This window comes from Nocardia sp. NBC_01377 (assembly GCF_045040005.1).
Taxonomy (GTDB): Bacteria; Actinomycetota; Actinomycetes; order Mycobacteriales; family Mycobacteriaceae; genus Nocardia; species Nocardia noduli.
The window spans coordinates 5,240,768-5,261,841 of record NZ_CP109566.1 but is presented as its reverse complement, the minus strand read 5'-3'; the positions used below and the strand labels follow the sequence as shown (position 1 = coordinate 5,261,841).

The window sequence follows — 21,074 nt, the reverse complement described above, 5'->3', positions numbered from 1 at the left end:
GGAACTGCCCGGGATACGGACTGTAACGCGTTCTAGTTGTCTCACAGGGCGGAAATACGGAGAAATTTCTCGACGACCGGGCGACGGCGCGCCCGCGCCCATCACCCGACGGTGATGGCGTCCAGTCGGGTGCGCAGGAAATCGGCGGAGATCACCGGCGGCTGGCCGGTGACCCGGCCGACCGGCGCCGCCAGCGGTGTCACCACCGCGTCGTGGTCGAGTTCGTAGAAGTAGATCAACGACACCAGATCCTCCTCGGGCGCCTCCGGTTGCGGCGGCAGCACCCGGTGCCTGCCCGAGGGCCACCGCTGACCGCTCCAATAGGCGAGCAGATCGCCGATGTTCACGGTGACCGCGGCCGGGTCCCACGGCGCGTCGGCCCAGCCCTGTTCCTCGGTGTACACCTGGAGACCGCCCGCGCCCGGTTCCCGGTCCAACACCGTCACGGTGCCGAAATCGGTATGCGGGCCGATGCGGAACTGCCCGGGTTCCGGCGTGCCGACGGTCGTCATCGGCGGGTAGTGGTTGATATTGCAGGTCCAGGTCGGCCGGGTGGTCACGGAGGCGAACGGGTTGTCGGGCAGGTGCAGGGCGGCGGCGAACAGGGCGAGCAGTTCGTCGGAGAGCGCGCGCACGGCGGCGGTGTAGGCGGTGAGGAGTTCACGCAGTTCGGTGACCTCGGCGGGCCACACGTTCGGCAGGAACCACACGTCGTCGACCGCGCGATCTCCGGTCGCGGTATCCGCGCCGACCGCGTAGGTCTCCTTCAGATCGGGCGGTGTCTCGGTGCCCTCGGCATAGCCGTTGGCCTCCTTGCCCGGTCCGATCCAGCCCCGGCCGCCGACGGTGACCGCGTAGACCTCCTTCACCTCGTCGGGCAGCGCGAAGAACCGCCGCGCGGCCGCTCGTACGGCCGCGGGCAATTCCGCCGGAATCCCGTGCCCGTACACCAGGAGGAATCCGGCGCGTCGCAGGCCCGCGTCGACCTCGCGTTCGACCTCGGCCGCCGCGTCGCCGCCCGCGCGCCAACGGGCCAGATCGATGGAGGCGATGGCGTCGGGGGCGTCGGGGGCGTCGGGGGCATCTGGGGCATCCATGGTTGTCGCTCCTGTCTCACTCGACCGTGCTCGGGTCGGCCACGCCGATATCCTCGAACCACAGCGCCGGTTGTTCGGCGATGAAGGCGGTCATCAGATCGATGCAGCGCCGATCCTCCAGCACGGTGACCGCGACGCCGTGTTCGATCAGCCAGTCGTGGCCGCCGTGGAAGGTGGTCGACTCGCCGACGATCACCGTCCCGATCCCGAATTGGCGTACCAGACCGCTGCAATACCAGCACGGCGACAGCGTGGTCACCATGATGGTCGAGCGGTAGTCGCGCCGTCGCCCGGCCGCGCGGAAGGCGTCGGTTTCGGCGTGCGTGCTGGGATCCCCGGATTGCACGCGACGGTTGTGTCCGCTGCCGAGCAGCACACCGTCACCGTCGAACAGCGCCGCGCCGATCGGCACCCCGCCCTCGGCGAGTCCGCGCAGAGCTTCCTGGTAGGCCACCTCGAGCAGCCCGTCGGGCGTCAGCTGGGTCATGGGTCAACCCTCGCGGCGGACCCGGTCGCTCCGCAACGTACAGATCGTCCGGTTCGTCCCGGAGGCGGGATGACAAGATGACCGTATGCTCCCCACCGTTCGCGAGTTACTCGCCGACCAGTTCGTCGCGGCCGATCCGCACGTCCTGGCCGGTCACGGCGGACTCGATCGCGCGGTGCGCTGGGTGCATTCCAGCGAGATCTACGAGATCAGTCCGCTGCTGTCCGGCGGGGAACTGCTGCTCACCACCGGACTCGGCCTCTCCGGTGTCGACGCCGGAACCAGACGGCACTACCTGCGGGAGATCGCGGCCCGCCAGGTGGCCGGGGTCGCCTTCGAACTCGGCCGCACCTTCGAGGCCATTCCGGCCGAGATGGTGGAGGAGGCCTCGCGCAACGGCCTTCCGCTGATCGCGTTGCGCACCGTCGTCCCCTTCATCGACCTGTGCCGCGACGCCAATACCGAGATCGTGTCCCGCGAGGTGCGCTCGCTGCGCCTGCTGAACGAACTGGTCGGCGATCTGACCGGTGAACTCGCCGCGGGCAACGGGGTGGCGCGACTGCTCGCCCGTATCGCGGCGGTCACCGAATGCGCGGTCGTCGTGACGAGCGGCAGCGGCGCGCTGATCGCCGCGCACGGGGTGGACGACGACCGATCCGCGTGGGCCGCGGTCGAATCCGGTGCGGCGCGGGCGAGTATCCGCGTCAAGGACAGCATCTGGGGCACCCTGACCGCCGGACCCGGTTCGCCTCTGGACGCCGCGACGCTGGCGGCGGTGATCGACCAGTCCGCGCCGGGAGTCGGTCTGGCCCTGGCGAATTCGGGCACGCCGAGCGGTCGGCCGCAGGTGGCGGCCACCGCGTTGCTCGCGGATCTGGTGAACGGTCAGCAGATCCGGCAGGCCGATCTGCGGTCACGGGCCGGTGCCGCCGGTGCGCCCGGACTGACCGGGCGCACCGTGGTCCCCGTCGCGATCGAGGCCCCCGATAGCCGGATCGCGACCGGATTCCTCGACGCCGCCACCAAGGCGCTCGGGCGGCCCGGGGTGATCGCCGATGTCCACGCCACCACCTACGCCCTAGTCGCGGTGGCGAATTCGGTCGCCGATCCGGTCGGCGAAGTCACCCGGGCGCTGAGGTCGTCCATCGCGGCGAACAGCACCGAGGGCGTCACGATGGTGGTGGGCGACGCGTGCGAATTCACCTCGGCCGCCCTGGCCGCCGGACTCTCGGCCACCAGGTCGGCCCTGCGCCTGGCCACCCGCAACCGTCGTGACCGGCTCCACGGGCCGCTCACCAGCTGTCGTGAACTCGCCGCCGAACTGACCGTGGAAACCCTGCCCGTCGCCGAACGGGCCCGCCTGGCCGCCGTGCTCACCCCGCTCGTCGACTGGGACACGGCCCACCACAGCAGTCTGACCCGCACCCTCGAGGTCTACCTCCGTCACGGCGCGAGCCCGACCCGCTGTGCCGCCGCGCTGCATATCGGCCGTCAATCGCTCTACCAGCGCCTGGACCGCATCCGCGAACTGCTCGGCTACGAACCCAACGATCCCGCCCTCGCCGCGACCCTGCTGCTGGCGCTGTGCGCCCACCGCCTCGGTGGCGACCGCTGAGTCGGCGACCGGTGAGTCAGACCGACAGGCGTCGCCGGTTCACCAGCAGGTAGGCCGCGCCGGACAGGACGAAGCCGACGAAGAAGGTGATATCGCCCAGTTCGGGGATCTCCCGCACCACGTAACCGGTGAATTTCGCCTGATTGCAGAACAGCAGTACCGAAATCGCCAGCCCGGCCAGGAAGGCCGCGGCGCCGCCCCGGTTGGTGTAGGAGCGGTCGTAGAGCAGTTCGGCGATATCGCCGCGCCGCCGCAGATACTGATCGGCGAACATCACGCCGAGCCACGGGCCGATCCAGTACGCGACGATCAGCAGGAACGCCTCGTAACTCTGGGCCGCGTCCGGCAGCGCCCACAGCGCGCAGTCCCGCCGCGGCGAATCCGCCGGTCGCCGTCTTCGAGACGCGAGCGGGCAGATAGCGGGTGTAGTCCGCGGCGTAGGGATTCCAGCCGCCCGCGTAGCCGAACGCGGTGCCGACGGTCAGCAGGAATCCGCCCATGCCGCCCACCCCGCCGGACGGCGCGGCCGCCCCGAGATCGGCTTTGCTGAAAATCACCACGGTGACCACCAGGAACACCACGGCCAGGACCGGAAAGACGAACCGCTCGAAGGCGTGCACCAGATTGTGGCCGAAGACGGCGAATCCGGTCTGCGCCACCACGATCAGCGTCAGCGCCAGCGGTTTCGGCATCCCGGTCAGCGTGTTGAGCGCGAACGCGCCGCTGACGCTGTTGGTGGCGAACCAGCCGACCCCGCACATGATCGACATGAACGCGGCGGGCAGCGCGTTGCCGCGATAGCCGAACGCGGCGCGCCCGAGCACCATCTGCGGCACCCCGTGCCGCGGACCGCGCGCCGACAGCACGAAATGCCAGAATTCCGACATCAGTAGACAGTTCGTCCGGGGTATCGGGTGATGTCCCGAAACCGAAACGTGCGGGAAACCTGGGTGTCGATCCGGGCGTCGAACCCGGCCCGCCCGCACATGCCGGTCTGTCTGCGAGCGGCGCGAAGCCAGGCCGTACTCTCGACCACTGTGCCGAATACGTCAGAAGCCACCGAAGACCAGCCGACCGGTGACCCGAACTACCTGGTCGGGCTCGATCTCAACGGCCGCCGCGTCGTCGTTGTCGGCGGTGGAACGGTGGCCCAGCGCCGCATCGGGCTGCTTCTCGCGTCCGGTGCCGATGTCCACGTCGTGAGCCGCGAGGTGACCCCCGCCGTCGAGGGCATGGCCACGTCGGGACAGCTGACCATCACCCTGCGCGCCTACGCCGACGGCGATCTGGACGGCGCCTGGTACGCGACCGCGTGCACCGACGAGCCCGAGACCAACGCCGCCGTCGTCGCCGAGGCCGAGCGCCGCCGTATCTTCTGCGTCCGTGCCGATATCGCCCGGCTCGGCACCGCCGTCACGCCCGCGACCGCCCGCTACGACGGACTGAGCATCGGCGTGCTGGCCAGCGGTCAGCATCGGCGTTCGGCCGCGGTCCGCACCGCGCTCCTGGAAGCCTTGCAATCGGGCGTCGTCACCGACGATTCCTCGCCGATCGTGCCCGGCGTCGCGCTGGTCGGCGGCGGACCCGGCGACCCCGACCTGATCACGGTGCGCGGCCGCCGCCTGCTGGCCAGGGCGAATCTGGTGGTCGCCGACCGCCTCGCGCCGCCGGAACTGCTCGCCGAACTCGGTCCCGACGTCGAGGTGATCGACGCCGCGAAGATCCCGTACGGACGCGCCATGGCGCAGGAGGCGATCAACGCCGCCCTGATCGAAGGCGCCAAGGCGGGCAAATTCGTGGTGCGGCTCAAGGGCGGCGACCCCTATGTCTTCGGCCGCGGCTTCGAAGAGGTCGAGGCCTGCGTCGACGCCGGTATCCCGGTGACCGTCGTGCCCGGCATCACCAGCCCCATCTCGGTGCCCGCCGCCGCCGGTATCCCGGTGACCCATCGCGGCGTCACCCACGAATTCGTCGTGGTCAGCGGTCACGTGGCGCCGGATCATCCGGATTCGCTGGTCGATTGGCCCGCGCTGGCCCGGCTGCGCGGGACGATCGTGCTCATGATGGCGGTCGAGCGGATCGAACAGTTCGCCACCGCGCTCATCGACGGCGGCAGGCCCGCGAACACACCGGCCACCGTCATCCAGGAGGGCACCCTGCGCACCCAGCGGGTGCTGCGCGCCGATCTGGGCACCATCGCCGCGCGGGTGCGCGGCGAGGGAATCCGCCCGCCCGCCATCGTGGTGATCGGCCCGACCGCGGCGTTCTCCGCCGATCTCGCCGCGAACCGCTGAATCCTGCGAACCGCCTGAATCCGTGCCCGGCGTGGCGGACCGGCACGGTCACAACGAAGACCGCGGTCCGTTGTGGCTCGTCGGTCCAGCGTGCCGCGGGGCGGGCACAGGTTGCCACATCAATTACAGTGGCTCACTGTGCTCCAGAACCCCGCTGCGCCGACGCAGTATCCCGTGACGCAGCGGGCCTTCGGGCTCGCCATCCTCGTGCTGAGCGGTTTGCAGCTGATGGTCGTCCTCGACGGCAGCGTGGTCATCCTCGCGCTACCGAGACTCCAGCAGGAGATGGGCCTGTCCAGTTCGGGCAGCGCGTGGACGGTGACCTCCTACGGCCTCACCTTCGCGGGCCTGATGCTGCTCGGCGGCCGGATCGGCGACGCCTTCGGGCGCAAACGCATGCTGATCGTCGGCGTCGCGCTGTTCACCTTCGCCTCGCTGCTGTGCGGTCTGGCCACCGGCGAGGCGATGCTGATCGCGTCGCGCGCGCTCCAGGGCACCGGCGCCGCACTCGCCGCGCCGTCGGCCTTCGCGCTCGTTGCCACCACCTTCGCGCCGGGTAAGGCGCGCAATCAGGCCATCGCCATCGTCGGCTCCATGGTCGGTATCGGATCGGTCGGCGGCCTGGTGATCGGCGGCGCGCTGACCGAACTGTCCTGGCGCTGGATCTTCCTGATCAATGTGCCGATCGGCGTGCTCATCGTGGTCGGCGCGATCTACTGCCTCGCCGACACCGACCATCACCGCGTCGGCCTCGATATCCGCGGCGCCGTGCTGGGCACCCTGGCCTGCACCGCCATCGTCTTCGGCGCGACCGAGGGGCCCGAACTGGGCTGGGGGCACTGGGCCATCATCGGTTCGCTGGTCGGTGGGGCCGCGCTGCTGGTCGCCTTCGTCTTCGCCGAACGTCGCGTCGACAATCCGCTGGTGCCGTGGTCGCTGTTCGACAGCAGGGACCGGGTGGCGACCTTCGTGCTGATCCTGCTCGCGGGAGGTGTGCTCGGCGCGATGACCTTCTTCGTCGCGCAATTCCTCCAGAACGTCCTGAACTACAGTCCGCTGCACGCCGGTATCGCCTGCATCCCGTTCACGGTCGGTATCGGTATCGGTGCGGCAGGCGCCTCGAAGCTGGCGCTGCTCGTCGCGCCGCGCTGGTTGCTTTCGGGCTCGGCGGCGGTACTGGCCGTCGGCCTGCTGATCGCCTCGACACTCGACCGCGACGTGCAGTACCTGCCCACCCTGCTGATCCTGCTCGTGGTGATCGGCGCGGGTGTCGGCGTGGCGATGGTGCTGACGCCGCTGTGCGTACTCATCGGCGTTCCGCCTTCGGATATCGGCCCGCTCGCCGCGGTCGGCCAGATGTTCATGAACCTGGGCACCCCGCTCGCCATCGGCATCCTGACCCCCGTCGCGGTCTCACGCACCCTGTCCCTCGGCGGCCGCACCGGCCACGCCTCCGGCATGACCCCCACCCAGATCGACGCCCTCAGCAACGGCTACACCCTGGTCCTCGCCGTCTGCGCGGGCGTCGCCGTCCTGATCGGACTTGTCGCCCTCACCCTGCGCTTCACCCCCCAGCAGATCGCCCAGGCACACCACGCCCAGGAAGAAGCCCAGCGCAGCTAGTTCCGGCTCACGGGCCGAGGATGGCGCGGACCTGGTCGGCGGCGCGCCGGGCGGCGGGTTCGTCGAGGATCGCGATGGGTTCGTCGGTGCCGTCGAACCAGTTCGGGCCGACGGCGAAGGGGGTGCCGGTGAGGGCGACGCCGATGCCGGGGCCGAGGGGGCAGATGATCGCGTCGCCGGACAGGGGGTCGGTGACGACCTCGACGATGATGTATTGGCGGCGGATCCGGTTGTAGTCGTCGGAGCTGACGATGAGACAGAGCATGCCGCCGGGCAGCACGCTGCCGGACGGGGCATGCCAGACCTCGCCGAATCGGGGCGACGGCATCAGTGGCCCGCGCGTCGCTGCGCGAGCAGACCGGCGGCCACCGTCGTGGCCCGGTCGGGGGTGTGTCCCGCCGAATTCAGGGTCGCGGTGTCGGCGGCCAGACGTTGGCGCAGGTCGTCGCGGTGGATGAGTTTGGCCAGGTACGCCGAGCGTCCGAGGTTCTCGGCCTCGGCGCGGCGCTCCAATATCTGGAGGGTCTCCTCGTCGAGTGATACCGAGGTCTTGCGTCCAGCCATACCGTCGAGGGTACCGCCGGTGGCGGTACCCCGCGGCACGGCCGAGATCCGCCGGGTGATCGACATCTGTCGGATCAGAGGCGGCTGACGACCTTGGTGGGGGTTATCCGGACGATGATGCGTTCGGCGCTGTCGTCGGGGGCGGACGGGTTGAAATCCGCGTAGTCCTGCCCCGTGTACTTGCGGGACAGGCGGTTCGGCAGCACCCGTTGCGGATCGTCGGTCACCGTGGCGGTGCCGCGGATCTCGGCGTAGAGATAGGGGTTGTCGGGCGGGCTGACCAGGATGGTCACCCGTGGATCGCGAACGATATTCCTGCCCTGTGCCCGCGTACGGGTGGTGGAGAACAGCCGACTTTGTTGAAGGAGAAACTTCGCGGACCGTCGCACGCTGTCCCCGCGTCATTGTTTCCGTATGGCGAATTTCGGCGCGACCACCGTACAGGTCGAAATAGCGAGCATTAAAAATTCGGGCTGAAAGGAAAACCATCCGGCGTCACACGCGGAAGGGCCGCCGACATATCGGCGGCCTGCCTCCTTTATGCGCAGTCCGAGCGCAACTTACCCAATGCGTTGATGATCAGAGAAGCATCGGCGGGGGTATTGGCCGCCTCCAGGGCATTGATGAAGTTCTGGACATCGGCGCGACCGCGATCGGTGGTCAGCCCGCCCAGTTGGCCACGCAGCTGTCCGATGTAGACCTGCTTGGCGGCCCGCGATTCCTCCAGCGGAAGGCCCTGGAGCGGCGTCAAAGTGCTGATGGCCTGGTCGGCGATCGACGTGATGGTCCCGCAGTCCGCGGCGATGTCGGGGCCGGGCTCGGCCGTCGCGACGGGCGAGAGGATGCCGGATATCGCGGTGGCGGTGGCAAGCGCGGCCAGGGCCATGGCACTTCGTTTTATCATGACAATCTCCATTGATCTCATTGATTCGGACAGCGTCCGGCCGCGGGCGAGGGCTCTCGTCACGGCGCCGAATCTGTCACGAGCGGAGATGCTACATGAGAGTTTTCCGATTTCCAGGGGCAATCGAAATCGGTTTTTTTCCTAGGTATTGCGGGGGAAACCCAATTCGAGGCCGCCGTGACTCGGGTCGAGCCACCTGGCGGTGACGGCTTTGCCCCGGGTGAAGAATGCCACCCCGTCGGTGCCGTGCGCGTGCGCGTCGCCGAACAACGAGTTCTTCCAGCCGCCGAAACTGTAGTAGGCCATCGGCACCGGAATCGGCACATTGATGCCGACCATCCCGACCTCCACCTCGTGGTGGAACCGCCGGGCCGCGCCGCCGTCGTTGGTGAAGATCGCGGTGCCGTTGCCGTAGGGGTTGGCGTTGATCAGCGCCAGCCCTTCGTCGTAACTGTCGACCCGAACCACCGAGAGCACCGGGCCGAAGATCTCGTCGGTGTAGACACTCATTCCGGGGTCGACGTGGTCGAGCACCGTGGGGCCGAGCCAGAATCCGTCGTCGGAACCGTCGACTCGCGCACCGCGTCCGTCGAGAACCACTGTCGCGCCGTCGGATTCGCCCGCCTCCAGATAACCGGCGACGCGATCGCGGTGCTCGCGTGTGACCAGCGGCCCCATCTCCGCGCCGCGCACGCTGTCGCCCGTGGTGATGGTCGCGGCGCGTTCGGCGATCTTCGACACCAGTTCGTCGCCGATCGGCCCGACGGCGAGCACCACGCTGATCGCCATGCATCGTTCACCGGCCGATCCGAATCCGGCGTTCACGGCGGCATCGGCGGCCAGGTCGAGATCGGCGTCGGGCAGCACGAGCATGTGGTTCTTGGCTCCGCCCAGAGCCTGCACCCGTTTGCCGTTGGCGGTGCCGCGTTCGTAGACGTAGCGCGCGACGGGTGTGGAGCCCACGAAGGAGACGGCTTTGATCGCCGCGCTGTCGAGCAGCGCGTCGACCGCGACCTTGTCGCCCTGCACCACGTTGAACACCCCCGCGGGCAAACCGGCTTCGTGCCACAGGCGCGCGAGCCACAGCGACGAGGAGGGGTCCTTCTCGCTCGGTTTGAGCACGACGGTGTTGCCCGCGGCGATGGCCAAGGGGAAGAACCACATCGGTACCATGGCCGGAAAGTTGAACGGCGAGATGATCGCGACGGGACCGAGCGGTTGGCGGATCGAGAAGATGTCGACCTCGGTCGACGCGTTCTCGGTGTAACCGCCTTTGAGCAGATGCGGTATACCGCAGGCGAATTCGACGACCTCGAGTCCGCGTGTCACCTCGCCCAGCGCGTCGGAGGCGACCTTGCCGTGTTCGGCGGTGACCAGCGCGGCCAGTTCCTCCTTGCGGTCGTTGAGCAGTTCCCGGAAGCGGAAGAGGGTCTGCGTGCGCCGGGCCAGCGAGGTGTCACGCCACGCGGGGAAGGCGTCGGCCGCCGCGGCGACGACGGTCTCGACATCGGCGGCGTCGGCCAGCGCGACCCGCCCGGTGACCACGCCGGTCGCGGGATTGGTCACCGGGGCTGAGCGGCCGCTCGTGCCGTCGAAGGGTTTGCCGTCCAGCCAGTGCGCGATGGTGTCCATATCTCCTCGATCGTGGGAGTCGTGGTTGCGCTGTCTCGCGCGTCCATCGTCGCCGAGCGGAGGCCGCCGTGTCGGTCATTCGACGCTTTCGGCATGTCGGAGCGGGGAGAACCCGGGGGTCTAGCCTGCCCCCGGGTTCCAGTGATGCCACCCAATTCGCACACCGGGATCGGTGGGATCGGATCAAGATGATCGCGACGCGTCCTGCCTTTGGACCATCCCCCATTGTGGCTGAGGGAGCCGGAGTTGAACCGGCATCTCGGCGCTGCGTGTCCTTTCCTCGTGATCCCGTGTTCGGCGGCGAATACTCGAAGCTGGAGCGAGAATCTGAGCGTCGTCACGGCTGCCTCTGCCGATTGGGCTACCCGGGCAGGTACCCGGGGCGGGGCTCGAACCCGCACTGACACCGTGTGATTCAGATCTGAACTTCAGTTTGAGTGTGCGCTCCTGCGCTGTCCCCGCCTCGCGGCGGGGACGAATGTGGGATCCGGGGCGGGCGATACCGCCCCGGATCGGTGTCATCGGAAAAGGTAACCGAAGATCGCCGCACCGGTCTTGCGATCGGTGATCTCGGCGCTGTTGGCCTCCTCGCGAGCGAATTTGACCGCCTGCTGCACCTTCTCGATGCGGTCGGCGATCTCGTTGACGCGCCGCGCGGGCAGCGCGCCGGAGAATTTCACCGTGGTCCAGTAGCCGATGGCGATGTCCTCGTAGTACACCTCGACCTGGGCCGGGTGCTTCTCGGTGGCCTCGGCCTTGACGTGGTTGCGCGGCACCTTCTTGGTGCGCAGGGTACGCACCGCGTCGGTGCGCCAGGTGTCGGAGGAATCGTCGAAGGACCAGGCCTCGGCGGCGTCGAGTACCGGCAGCTTCTTGACGAAGGTGTGCAGGTCGGCGAGCTGCTTCTCGAGGAAGAGCAGGTAGGAGACCGGGACGTCGGTGAGCAGCGTCGTACCGTCGACGGTGACGTCGGCCTTGGCCTCGGTGTTGGCCCAGTCCTTGGTGGCCGTCACGTCGAACAGGCGCGTCAGCGTGCTCGCGGTCTGCCGCAGCACTTCCTCGGATTTCACCTGCACGCGCGTCGACTCCGGCGGGAGCTGTTCGCCCTCTTCGTCCTTCGGCTGATACGTGCGCGCGATACCGGCGAGCAGCGCGGGCTTGTGCAGCTGTCCCTGGGTGTCGGCCAGTTCGCGTAGCGCGCCGCTCTTGACGCCCTTCTCCACGGCGATGATCTGATTGAGTTTGGTCATCGTCTGCCTCCTCTCGGCGCTGCTCGGTTCGCGTACGCCGAAATCATTGCACCGCAACATCTTTGTGCCCGGTACCTTCGGTGCGGCGCCGATGATGTTCCCCCGCCGCGCATGTCACGGTAGCGGCGCGTCGCCCCGGTCGCATCCGAATTACCCGGCGATGAGGGATGTTCCGACGTCACGGCGTCGATTCCGCTCGGGCGATCAAGGTTTCGGCGGTTGTCCGTGCGGGCGGTCGCGGCGCGCGTACAGCGTGCGGGTATGCCGCTGTCGAAGATACCCATGCCGATCGATTGGGATTTCGCGCTCGCCGAACTGCGCGGGGAGATGAAACCCTCCTACACCAACGGCGACGGCGCGATGGGCGTCAACAACGGCGGCAAGCATTCGGTGGATGTCACCTACATCGCCGCCGCCGAGGCCACCGGACTGGTGCGGGTGCAAACCCTGCACGAGGTCACCGACGTCGAACGCGCGCCGGACGGACGCTGGATCGCCCACGTCCTGCGCCTGGACACCACGGGCGCGGTGGTCGAGAACAAGATCCTCACCGCCGATGCCCTGATCATGGCCGCTGGCAGTCTCAACACCACCCGGTTGCTGGTGCGCGCGGGTGCCAAGGGCATGATTCCCGGCCTGCCCGACGGGCTCGGGCAGGGCTGGGGAACCAACGCCGACCGCATCTACGTGTGGACCGATCCCGACGCCGAATTCGGTGCGCCCCAGGGCGGACCGGTGGTCTACGGCAGCAAGAACTGGGACGACCCGCGAGCCGCGCACACCGTCATCCAGGCGTCCATACCGCCGCTGTCGATCGACCCGCGCGGCACCATGATGGTCGGCTACGGCGTCAGCGACAGTCGCGGCGCCTTGGCCTACGACTCCGCACGCGACGACGCGATCCTGCACTGGCCCGCCGACGGCGACAGCGATATCCAGAACAACCACATCGATCCCGCCGTGCGCCGGATCGCCGGGCCCGACGGCCTGCTGATCGACACCAACGCGCTGTTCCCCTCCACCTGGCATCCCCTCGGCGGCGCGAGTATGGGCGCGGTCTGCGACCTGGACGGCCGCGTGCACGACCAGCCCGGTCTCTACGTACTCGACGGCGCGCTGCTGCCGGGTAACGCCGCCGCCTGCAATCCGTCGATGACCATCGCCGCGGTCGCCGAACGGGCACTGGACAATATCGTCGCCCGCGATATCGGCACGCTGATCTGAGCGTGCCGCGGTACGGCTCGGACGATCGGGCCGATCAGCGGGAGATCGTCGGCATCGGCAGCGTGACGGGTTCGTGCGGGAGCACGGGGCGATAGACGCAGCGGGTGCCGGAGTAGATCGTCGGCACGCATTCGTTGCAGTGCACGCACGCCGACCGCGTCGATTCGTCGGATCGTATGCGGTGCAACAGATCCGGTTCCCGCAGCAGCGCGCGTCCCATCGCGACGAAATCGAAACCTTCGGTCATCGCCAGGCGCATGGTCTCCATATTCGTGATGCCGCCGAGCAGGATCAGCGGCATGGACAGTTCCCGGCGGAACTGACGCGCCCGCTCGAGCAGGTACGCCTCGTGATAGGGGTATTCCTTCAGGAAGGCCCGTCCGACCGCGCGGAAGCCCCAGCGCGCCGGGCCGGGAAGGGTTTTCGCGAACGAGCGGCGCGGCGCGTCACCGTGGAACAGCAACATCGGGTTGAGCAGCGAACTGCCCGCGGTCAATTCGATCGCGTCGAGGGTGCCGTCGGCCTCCAGCCACGAGGCCACCTGGAGGGATTCGGGGACGGTGAGTCCGCCGCGCCTGCCGTCCTCCATATTCAGTTTGGCGGTGACGGCGAGCCGCCCGCCGACGGCCTCCCGGACGGCACACGCGATCTCGCGGGCGAAGCGGGCGCGGTTCACGAGCGGCCCGCCGTAGTCGTCCTTGCGACGGTTGAGCAGCGGGCTCAGGAAGGCACTCGCCAGATAGTTGTGGCCGAAATGGATTTCCACCGCGTCGAATCCGGCCTGTTCGGCCAGTCGCGCGGCGCCGGCGTGCGCGGCGACGAGGTCGGCGATCGCGGCGGCGTCGGGGACCTGCATGGCCCGCATCCCGAGCGGGCTGAACAGCGGGCTCGGCGCGAGTGCCGGTACGCGGTTGGAGGCGGCGTTGGCGACGGGTCCGGCATGGCCGATCTGGGCGTTGGCCGCCGCGCCTTCGGCGTGGACGGCGTCGGTCAGTTTCCGCAGACCCGCGACGGCTTCCGGTCGCATCCAGATCTGGTGCCGATCGGTGCGCCCACCCGGCGTGACAGCGCAATAGGCGACCGTCGTCATGCCGACGCCGCCCGCGGCGACCTCGCGATGGAACGCGATCAGATCGTCTGTCGCGAGCGCGTCGGGGGTTCTGCCCTCGAAGGTGGCGGCCTTGATCACCCTGTTGCGCAGCGTGATCGGGCCGAGTGCCGCCGGTGCGAACACTTCTGTCATGGTCACTCCTGTACCGGTGCGGTGAGGCCGGCGACGACGAAGTTCCGCAGTGTCGCCACCGCGCGCTCCGACATGCCGTGTTCCTCGGTTTCGGGGCTGCCGAAACGCATGATGACGAGGTCGAAGGCGAGCATCCAGCGGCGTCGGCTCTCCCCGGCGCTCAGTTGCGGCAGCAGGGCCGTCCACGAGTCCATGCGGAACCATCGCCCCTGCCACGCGGTGAGGTGGCGTCCCGACACGAAGCGGGCGAGCAGGCGAAGATGCAGCCTGCCCACCGGATCGGCGGCCAGATCGAGGAACGGGGCCAGCACGGCGTCGACGAGCGCGGGCACCGAATCGGGCCGTGAGCCGGTGGCCTCGGCCATCCCGGCTGCCCACAGTGGTCCGAGCCGGTCCTCGATCAACGCGCCGACCAGCGCCTCCTTCGACCCGAAGTGGTAGTGGACCGCCGCCGGATTGGTCCCGGCCTCGGCGCAGATCGCCCGCACCGACACCTCGTCGTAGGGCTCGCTCAGCAGCAGTCGTTCGGCGGCGGCGAGCAGGCGCTGACGGGTGCCGACGGCAAGTTTCTGGACCACCCTAGAATTAGAACACGTTTCAGTGCCATGTTCAATCGATGATTGAAACGGTGACGGGATCGGCGCGCGCGATTCGGTGACGATGTGGAAACGAACCCCGCGCGATCCCGAGCCGGACCGTAGCGTCGTCGGCAGGCGGTTCAGGGGGCCGCCGTCGGGACACGAGCAGACGAGGCGACGAATGAGACAGCGGCCCACCGCGATCGGATACCTGCGCCGAGATGTGTCCGGGGTGTCGTGGGAATGGCACGAGGTCCGGATTCGCGGCATGGCCCGGCGGTTCGGCTACGACCTGGCCGATACGGTCGCCGCGGGCTCCGGGGCCGACCGGTCGCTGCCTCGACTGCTCGAACTGGTGCGGGGGATGGACGTCGACGCCGTCATCACGCCGAGCCTGGTGCACCTGGGCGGCGAGCTACCCGACGACCTGCTGAGGCTGTGCGAGATCAACACCTTCGAACCGGAAGCGACCTACGCGGCACGGACCCCGGTGCGCTGGGAGGGGTATCGCTGAGCGGCGGCCCTCAGTGATCGTCACCGGAATCCGGCGCAGCCGGGGGCGGGAACAGGCGGTGGATGGTCAGTGATGCCGCCAGTAACCGGGAGTTGTCCGGTTCGTTCGGGTCGATGCCGGTGAGTTCGGCGACGCGCCGCAGCCGATAGCTGAACGTGTTCGGGTGGATATGCAATCGCGCCGACGCGGTCTTACGGTCGGAGCCGTGGCGGATATGCGCCTCCAGCGCTTCGAGCAGGTGCGGGTTGCGCAGAAGGGGCGTGATGCGTTCGGCCAACCGATCGCGCGCGGAGCCGGGACGGGTGAGCTGGTACTCCAGCAGCAGATCGTCGAGCCGGTAGAGCCCGGACGGACGCCCGAGCAGGCGCGCCAGGGTCGCGAGTTCGGCGACTTCGGCCGCGGCGGCGGGAACGTCCGCGCGCCGGACCGCGCGAGATTCGGTGAGATAGGCGGGCACGCCGAACTGTTCGGCCAGATCCTCGGCCAATCCCGCGTAGCGGGCGGAATCGGTGTCGGGATCGGCATGCACGGGAAGTAGCGCGATCCCCGCCGAACCGTCGAAGGTCGCCAGCGCACCGCCGTTGGTGCGGGCGTCGAGGGTGCGGTGCAGGACGCGGATGCGCCTGCGCGCCAGCAGGTCCGATGCCGGGGCGGGCCGCGCGGGCGGGGCGATCCCGATGGCGAGCACGGTATAGCGATCGGTCAGGGCCGTGTCGGCGCGGGCAGCCTCCTCGTACGCCGGTCGGCCGCGAAGCAGTGCCGAGCACAGTTCCCGGCGCGCTTCGCGCTCGGCGCTGTAGATGGACTGTTCGACCTCGGCATAGGTCTCCATCACGGTGACGTTGATATGCATGAGCAGATCGAGCAGTCGTGAGATGACCACGGTCAGCTCATCGATCTCGCCCGGTGCGGTGAGTGCGGCGGCCTCGGCGAGCACCGACTGCGCCGAGCCGTGCATCGCCTCGATCAGCAGGGCGAGCGGTAACCGGTCCTCGGCATGGCGCTGCGCGACGGGAGCGACGAATGCCGTCACCTCCGCCCTGGTGAATTCGCGTACCTCGCCGATGGCCTGCAACACCGCGCGCCCGCATCCATAGATAGCGGGCAGTACCTCGGCGGTGAAATGACCCTCGGGCAGGTCGGCCGCGGGTGGGGTGGCGCCGAGTCCGGCGGCCAGCATTCGCTCGGCGATCTGCGGCCACCGGGCGAGTAGTCGGGTCACCAGGGGCGGATCCGCGGTGGTCGACGGTGTTACGACAGGCATGGGCCGATTGTGTCCGACGGCCCCCGGCCGGACAACGTTTCGGTTCCGGCAACCAGAACTTTGTCACCGGCGACAAGGCGAACGGGCGCGACTTCGTCCCCGCCGACCATCCGCGTCCCGTCGCGCTGTCGCTGGACGCCCGACTCGACGCCGCACGGCGATTGTCGGATTATGCGAACGCGAAGTTCTCCGGCCGCGCGGGCCGAATCCGCCGGGGATTTCCGGAATTCCCCTCCGATATCGCGCCCGCCCGGCCGAGATATCGACACTTGTCCGATTTGTCTGATGTATCCAAATAATCCAGTTCGAGGCCGGTCGGCACTCGGTGTCGACCATTGATCGGGTGTCGGCATCGCTCGACGGGAGGATGATCTCCAACGGCGATACCCGCACGAGGTGACTTTTCACAATCCCATTCGACGCTATTGTGATCGGAATTTGTGCTCTCCGGTCGAGAGTTTTTCCGGTGGATACACGAAAGCGGGGTCACCGAATAGTCGGTGACCCCGCTTTCGGAGCGTGAGAACTTATGCGCAGTCGGAACGCAGTTTACTCAGCGCGTTGACGATCAGATATCCGTCGGCCGGTGACGACGCGGACTGAAGCGCGTTGACGAAATTCTGGACGTTCGCGCGGCCCTGGTCCGTGCTCAGTTCGCCCACCCGCCCCTGGAGTTCTCCGATGTAGGCATCCTTGATGGGCGCCGACTCCTCCAACGGGAGGCTCGCCAGCGGTGTCGACGTGGCAAGAGCTTCGTTGGCGATCGCGGTGATGGCCGGGCAGTCCGCGGCGATATCGGGGCTGGGCGCCGCCGTCGCGGCCGACGACATGATGCCGGTCATCGCGGTAGCGGTGGCCAGCACGGCGAGGGCCATTGCACTTCTTTTTCTCATGAGAATCTCCACTGATTTACTGAGTTCGTCCACCGGACAATGCTGACGGATTATCGATCCGCAGATTGGCGAACAGCGAGCGGGTCATTCGTGAGACCCGCACGAAACCGGGGGAATTCGATCGACGGCGCGGTGTGACCCGGACCGATGGACCGTCCCGGCTTCCGATAGTTTCCGGATTCGCCGAGTTGTGTCTCTCGGCGAATCCGGAGAACTACCATGAATCGAAACGGTACAGCAATTGTTGCGGGATGCCAGGGGGCGGCATAAAGATTCTTGCTTCCGCCCAATCCCGAGTTCGACGCCGCGGCGTGGCGATTCAGGTCAACTGTCTGAGTCTGTCGGTCACATCCAGAGGAAATGCCGATACGCCGGAGAGACGGTCCGGCACATCGGCCACGCGCGCATTCGATGAGGATTGTGACGCATCACAGAATTCGCGCCGCCACGATCCCGGCACCGGAATCGGGCGTGCGCCGAATCGCGCAGCGTCCCAGTGATTGTCGAAGTGGGCGTCGGTGGGCAGACTTGTCGGATGCGAACAGACGTGGGACCGGATCTGATGCGGCGATGGGTGGCGCTGTCGGGGGCGGCGGCGGAATCCGTCGGGGCGGAACTGATCGCGCGATACCGGGAACCCCATCGGTGCTACCACACCGTGGAGCACCTCGCGGCGATGCTGACGGTCATCGACGACCTCGCGGCCGACGCCGACGATATCGACGCGGTGCGCTACGCGGCCTTCTTCCACGACGCCGTCTACGCGGTCGACCGTGCCGACAACGAGGAGCTCAGCGCCCGGTTGTCCGAGTCGACACTGGCCGCACTCGGCGCTCCGGCGGAACTGATCGGCGAGGTCGCCCGATTGGTGCGGCTCACCGCCGGCCACACCCCGCGACCCGAAGATCGCAACGGCGGCGTGCTCTGTGACGCCGACCTTGCGGTACTCGCGGCGGACGAATCCGGGTACGACGCCTACGCCGCGGCGGTCCGCGCCGAATACCGGCGGGTACCCGACGAGGTCTTCCGGCCGGGCCGCGCCGCCGTGTTGCGCGGACTCGCCGAACAGGAACGGCTGTTCCACACCCCGACCGCACGCGCCCGCTACGAATCGGCGGCACGGGCGAATCTCGCGCGCGAGATCGCGCGACTGACCGGGTAGCGGCCGCGACCGCTCAGGTCAGGACGAGCAGTTCGGTGGGCGAGGCGATCTCGGTACGCAGGCCCGCCTTGGTCGCGATCCGCGCGACCGCCCGGATATCGGTGGGATCGGCGCGGGTGATGACCAGGGCACGCGCGAGCAGCCCCTTGTGGTGTTTGTTGAAATGGCTGACCACCGTGCGGCTGCCGTCGGGATGTTCGGTGAGCACGTTGGCGGTGACCGCGCCGGGGACGCGGCCGAGTTGCTGGTAGGTGCCCGAGCGCAGGTCGACGACGAGTTCGCCCGCCGCCTCGTCCGCGAGCGCCGCGCCGAGATGATCGCGCCACATCGCCGAAAGGGTCGGCAGGCCGGGGAGTTTGGTGCCTCCGGAGAGCCGGTAGGCCGGGATGGGATCGCTCGCGCGGATCGCGCCGAACAGCGCGGAGCCGATACCGAGCCTGGCGTAGGCCTTCTCGCGCTGAACCTTGGTGAAACCCTTCGCGTCGAGCGCGTCGTAGAGCACCCCGGTGTAGCGCTGGAGGGCCGGGCGGGTCGCCGAGGTGCGCAGTGCGGCGTTGCGCGCGATCTCACCGTCGGCCCCCTTGCCGAGCCCGAGGACATCGCGCGAGCGGTCGGGATCGGCGGCGAGCCGGATCACTTCGGTGACGAGCCGGTCGCGTACCTCGGTCAGGCGCGGCATCGCGAGTTCCGAGAGTTCCAGTGGCGCGCCCGCGCCGCCGTCGGATTTGGTTTCGGAGGGAGGCAGCAGCACCAGCACGAGCGGATACGGTACCGGCGTGCGCGCCCGTGACGCGGAGGTGGTCGCCCGGTGCGAACACGGCGCGCGGGAAAACGGTAATGGCTTGCGTGGTCCCTGTGACCGGCGACTACGCTTTGCACCCGTGATCACCCGCCTCTCCAGACTGTTCCTGCGTACCCTGCGCGACGATCCCGCCGACGCCGAGGTGCCGAGCCACAAACTGCTCGTCCGCGCCGGATACGTGCGTCGCGTCGCCCCGGGGATCTACTCGTGGCTGCCGCTGGGTCTGCGGGTGCTCCGGCAGGTGGAGAATGTCGTCAGAGAAGAGATGGACGCCATGGGCGCCCAGGAGATCTCGCTGCCCTCGCTGCTTCCTCGCGAGCCCTACGAGACCACCAACCGCTGGACCGAATACGGCGACGGCCTGTTCCGGTTGCAGGACCGCAAGAACGCCGATTACCTGCTCGGACCCACCCACGAGGAACTTTTCGCGCTCACCGTGAAGGGCGAATACAACTCGTACAAGGATCTGCCGGTCGTGCTCTATCAGATCCAGACCAAATACCGCGACGAGGAGCGTCCCCGCGCGGGCATCCTGCGCGGACGCGAGTTCATCATGAAGGATTCCTATTCCTTCGACCTCGACGAAGGCGGTCTGAAGAACAGCTACCGGGCCCATCGCGATGCCTACCAGCGCATCTTCGAACGACTCGGCGTCAAGTACGTGATCGTCGCGGCGACCTCCGGCGCCATGGGCGGCAGCGCGTCCGAGGAGTTCCTGGCCGAGAGCCCGGTGGGTGAGGACACCTACGTGCGCAGCGAGGAGTCCGGGTACGCGGCCAACGTGGAAGCCGTGGTCACGCCCGCGCCCGCGCCGCTGCCGGTCGACGGCCTGCCCGCCGCGGTCGTTCACGACACCCCCGGCACCCCCACCATCGCGACACTGGTGGAATGGGCCAACGCGGCGGGTGTACTCGATCGCCCGGTGACCGCGGCCGACACCCTCAAGAACGTCATGGTGAAGTTGCGCCACCCGGACGGCAAATCCGAGATCATCGGCATCGGCATCCCCGGTGACCGCGAGGTCGACGACAAACGACTCGGCGCCGCCGTCGAGCCCGCCGAGGTGGAACTGCTCACCGATGCCGATTTCGCGGCCAACACGTTCCTGGTCAAGGGTTACATCGGGCCGAAGGCGATGCAGGACAACGGCGTTCGCTACCTGGTCGATCCGCGCGTCGGGACCGGTACCAGCTGGATCACCGGTGCGGACGTCTCGGGTAAACATGCCGTCGGTCTGGTCGCCGGACGCGATTTCACCCCCGACGGCACCATCGAGGCCGCCGAGGTCCGCGACGGCGACCCGTCGCCGGACGGGCAAGGCACCCTCGTGTCCGCGCGCGGCATCGAGATCGGGCACATCTTCCAACTCGGCAACAAGTACACCGACGCCTTCGAGGTCGACGTACTCGGCGAGAACGGTAAGCCGGTACGTCTGACCATGGGTTCCTACGGCATCGGTGTCTCGCGCATGGTCGCGGTGATCGCCGAACAGCAGCACGACGACAAGGGCCTGCGCTGGCCGTCCGAGGTCGCCCCGTTCGACGTGCACGTCGTCATCGCCAACAAGGACGACGCGGCGCGCACGGGCGCGGAACAGGTCGTCGCGGGTCTGCACGCCCGCGGGCTCGACGTGCTCTTCGACGACCGAACGGCCTCGCCCGGTGTGAAATTCAAGGACGCCGAACTCCTCGGCATGCCGTGGATTCTCGTCATCGGCCGGGGCTGGGCCGAGGGCAAGGTCGAATTGCGCGACCGCTTCACCGGAGAGGTCACCGAGATCGCGGCCGATTCCGCCGTGGACGCGGTCGTCGCGAAGATTCGCGCCTGATCGTCGGCGGACCGTCGCGGCCCCCGGTCCACCACGACCGGGGGCCGCGTCGTGCCGTCCGGACCTGTGTGGTGACTTCGCACAGCGTCGGGCGTCCACG

Annotated in this window: 19 protein-coding genes and 2 pseudogenes; 7 read left to right on the top strand and 14 right to left on the bottom strand. The window is 68.4% G+C overall.

Translation table 11 applies throughout. The annotated features are described in order from the left end of the window. Positions 1-101: 101 nt before the first annotated feature. The gene (locus OG225_RS24170) at positions 102-1,097 is read right to left on the bottom strand and encodes an isopenicillin N synthase family dioxygenase (protein WP_405177393.1); all 996 of its coding nucleotides are present in this window, start codon (positions 1,095-1,097) and stop codon (positions 102-104) included. 16 nt (positions 1,098-1,113) lie between these two features. Beyond that, positions 1,114-1,584 carry a nucleoside deaminase gene (locus tag OG225_RS24165; RefSeq protein WP_405177392.1) on the bottom strand — a complete coding sequence of 157 codons (471 nt, stop codon included), beginning with the start codon at positions 1,582-1,584 and terminating at the stop codon, positions 1,114-1,116. Positions 1,585-1,669: 85 nt separating this feature from the next. Here OG225_RS24165 and OG225_RS24160 point away from each other — a divergent pair, with 85 nt between their 5' ends. Then, positions 1,670-3,199: a PucR family transcriptional regulator gene (locus OG225_RS24160; RefSeq protein WP_405177391.1), complete on the top strand. Its 1,530-nt coding sequence runs from the start codon at positions 1,670-1,672 to the stop codon at positions 3,197-3,199. 16 nt (positions 3,200-3,215) lie between these two features. Here OG225_RS24160 and OG225_RS24155 read toward each other — a convergent pair. Further along, a pseudogene (locus OG225_RS24155) lies at positions 3,216-4,071 on the bottom strand (cytosine permease); the annotation flags it as partial. A 165-nt stretch (positions 4,072-4,236) separates the two neighbouring features. Here OG225_RS24155 and cobA point away from each other — a divergent pair. Both cobA and OG225_RS24145 read left to right on the top strand, forming a co-directional pair. After that, positions 4,237-5,493, top strand: coding sequence for a uroporphyrinogen-III C-methyltransferase (cobA, locus tag OG225_RS24150; RefSeq protein ID WP_405177390.1), 1,257 nt, complete (start codon positions 4,237-4,239; stop codon positions 5,491-5,493). Positions 5,494-5,631: 138 nt separating this feature from the next. After that, positions 5,632-7,116 (top strand): MFS transporter, encoded by a 1,485-nt coding sequence (locus OG225_RS24145; protein ID WP_405177389.1) that lies wholly within the window; start codon positions 5,632-5,634, stop codon positions 7,114-7,116. Positions 7,117-7,123: 7 nt separating this feature from the next. Here OG225_RS24145 and OG225_RS24140 read toward each other — a convergent pair whose 3' ends face one another. From OG225_RS24140 to OG225_RS24115, 6 genes are all read right to left on the bottom strand, one after another. After that, the gene (locus tag OG225_RS24140) at positions 7,124-7,444 is read right to left on the bottom strand and encodes a hypothetical protein (protein WP_216910862.1); all 321 of its coding nucleotides are present in this window, start codon (positions 7,442-7,444) and stop codon (positions 7,124-7,126) included. Continuing rightward, positions 7,444-7,746 carry a hypothetical protein gene (locus tag OG225_RS24135; RefSeq protein ID WP_405177388.1) on the bottom strand — a complete coding sequence of 101 codons (303 nt, stop codon included), beginning with the start codon at positions 7,744-7,746 and terminating at the stop codon, positions 7,444-7,446. Before OG225_RS24135 ends, OG225_RS24140 begins: the two co-directional genes overlap by 1 nt. Positions 7,747-7,754: 8 nt before the next feature. Continuing rightward, positions 7,755-8,069 carry a PPOX class F420-dependent oxidoreductase gene (locus OG225_RS24130; RefSeq protein WP_405177387.1) on the bottom strand — a complete coding sequence of 105 codons (315 nt, stop codon included), beginning with the start codon at positions 8,067-8,069 and terminating at the stop codon, positions 7,755-7,757. A gap of 149 nt (positions 8,070-8,218) precedes the next feature. Beyond that, positions 8,219-8,584, bottom strand: coding sequence for a hypothetical protein (locus tag OG225_RS24125; protein WP_405177386.1), 366 nt, complete (start codon positions 8,582-8,584; stop codon positions 8,219-8,221). Between the two features lie 141 nt (positions 8,585-8,725). Further along, entirely contained in the window at positions 8,726-10,216 is a 1,491-nt protein-coding gene (locus tag OG225_RS24120; RefSeq protein ID WP_405177385.1) for a CoA-acylating methylmalonate-semialdehyde dehydrogenase, read from the bottom strand. A gap of 518 nt (positions 10,217-10,734) precedes the next feature. Next, positions 10,735-11,466 (bottom strand): hypothetical protein, encoded by a 732-nt coding sequence (locus tag OG225_RS24115; RefSeq protein ID WP_405177384.1) that lies wholly within the window; start codon positions 11,464-11,466, stop codon positions 10,735-10,737. A 237-nt stretch (positions 11,467-11,703) separates the two neighbouring features. On the opposite strand from OG225_RS24115, the pseudogene OG225_RS24110 reads away from it, so the two are divergent. Continuing rightward, positions 11,704-12,690, top strand: a pseudogene (locus tag OG225_RS24110) (GMC oxidoreductase); the annotation flags it as partial. 34 nt (positions 12,691-12,724) lie between these two features. Here the strand turns inward: OG225_RS24110 and OG225_RS24105 are convergent. Next, positions 12,725-13,933, bottom strand: coding sequence for an NADH:flavin oxidoreductase (locus OG225_RS24105; protein ID WP_405177383.1), 1,209 nt, complete (start codon positions 13,931-13,933; stop codon positions 12,725-12,727). Between the two features lie 2 nt (positions 13,934-13,935). Beyond that, the gene (locus OG225_RS24100) at positions 13,936-14,511 is read right to left on the bottom strand and encodes a TetR/AcrR family transcriptional regulator (protein WP_405177382.1); all 576 of its coding nucleotides are present in this window, start codon (positions 14,509-14,511) and stop codon (positions 13,936-13,938) included. A 181-nt stretch (positions 14,512-14,692) separates the two neighbouring features. Here OG225_RS24100 and OG225_RS24095 point away from each other — a divergent pair, with 181 nt between their 5' ends. Further along, complete coding sequence (locus tag OG225_RS24095) at positions 14,693-15,025, top strand: hypothetical protein (RefSeq protein WP_405177381.1); 333 nt, start codon at positions 14,693-14,695, stop codon at positions 15,023-15,025. 10 nt (positions 15,026-15,035) lie between these two features. Here the strand turns inward: OG225_RS24095 and OG225_RS24090 are convergent, their stop codons facing one another. Further along, positions 15,036-16,289, bottom strand: coding sequence for a PucR family transcriptional regulator (locus OG225_RS24090; protein WP_405177380.1), 1,254 nt, complete (start codon positions 16,287-16,289; stop codon positions 15,036-15,038). Positions 16,290-16,816: 527 nt separating this feature from the next. After that, a complete protein-coding gene (locus OG225_RS24085; protein ID WP_405177379.1) occupies positions 16,817-17,182 on the bottom strand; it encodes a hypothetical protein in 366 nt (121 codons plus the stop codon). 535 nt (positions 17,183-17,717) lie between these two features. Between OG225_RS24085 and OG225_RS24080 the strand changes: the two genes are divergently transcribed. Then, positions 17,718-18,344, top strand: coding sequence for a metal-dependent phosphohydrolase (locus OG225_RS24080; protein WP_405177378.1), 627 nt, complete (start codon positions 17,718-17,720; stop codon positions 18,342-18,344). Between the two features lie 13 nt (positions 18,345-18,357). Here the strand turns inward: OG225_RS24080 and yaaA are convergent, their stop codons facing one another. Further along, positions 18,358-19,101 (bottom strand): peroxide stress protein YaaA, encoded by a 744-nt coding sequence (gene yaaA, locus OG225_RS24075; RefSeq protein WP_405177377.1) that lies wholly within the window; start codon positions 19,099-19,101, stop codon positions 18,358-18,360. Between the two features lie 124 nt (positions 19,102-19,225). Here yaaA and OG225_RS24070 point away from each other — a divergent pair, with 124 nt between their 5' ends. Continuing rightward, positions 19,226-20,974, top strand: coding sequence for a proline--tRNA ligase (locus OG225_RS24070; protein WP_405177376.1), 1,749 nt, complete (start codon positions 19,226-19,228; stop codon positions 20,972-20,974). Positions 20,975-21,074 lie beyond the last annotated feature (100 nt).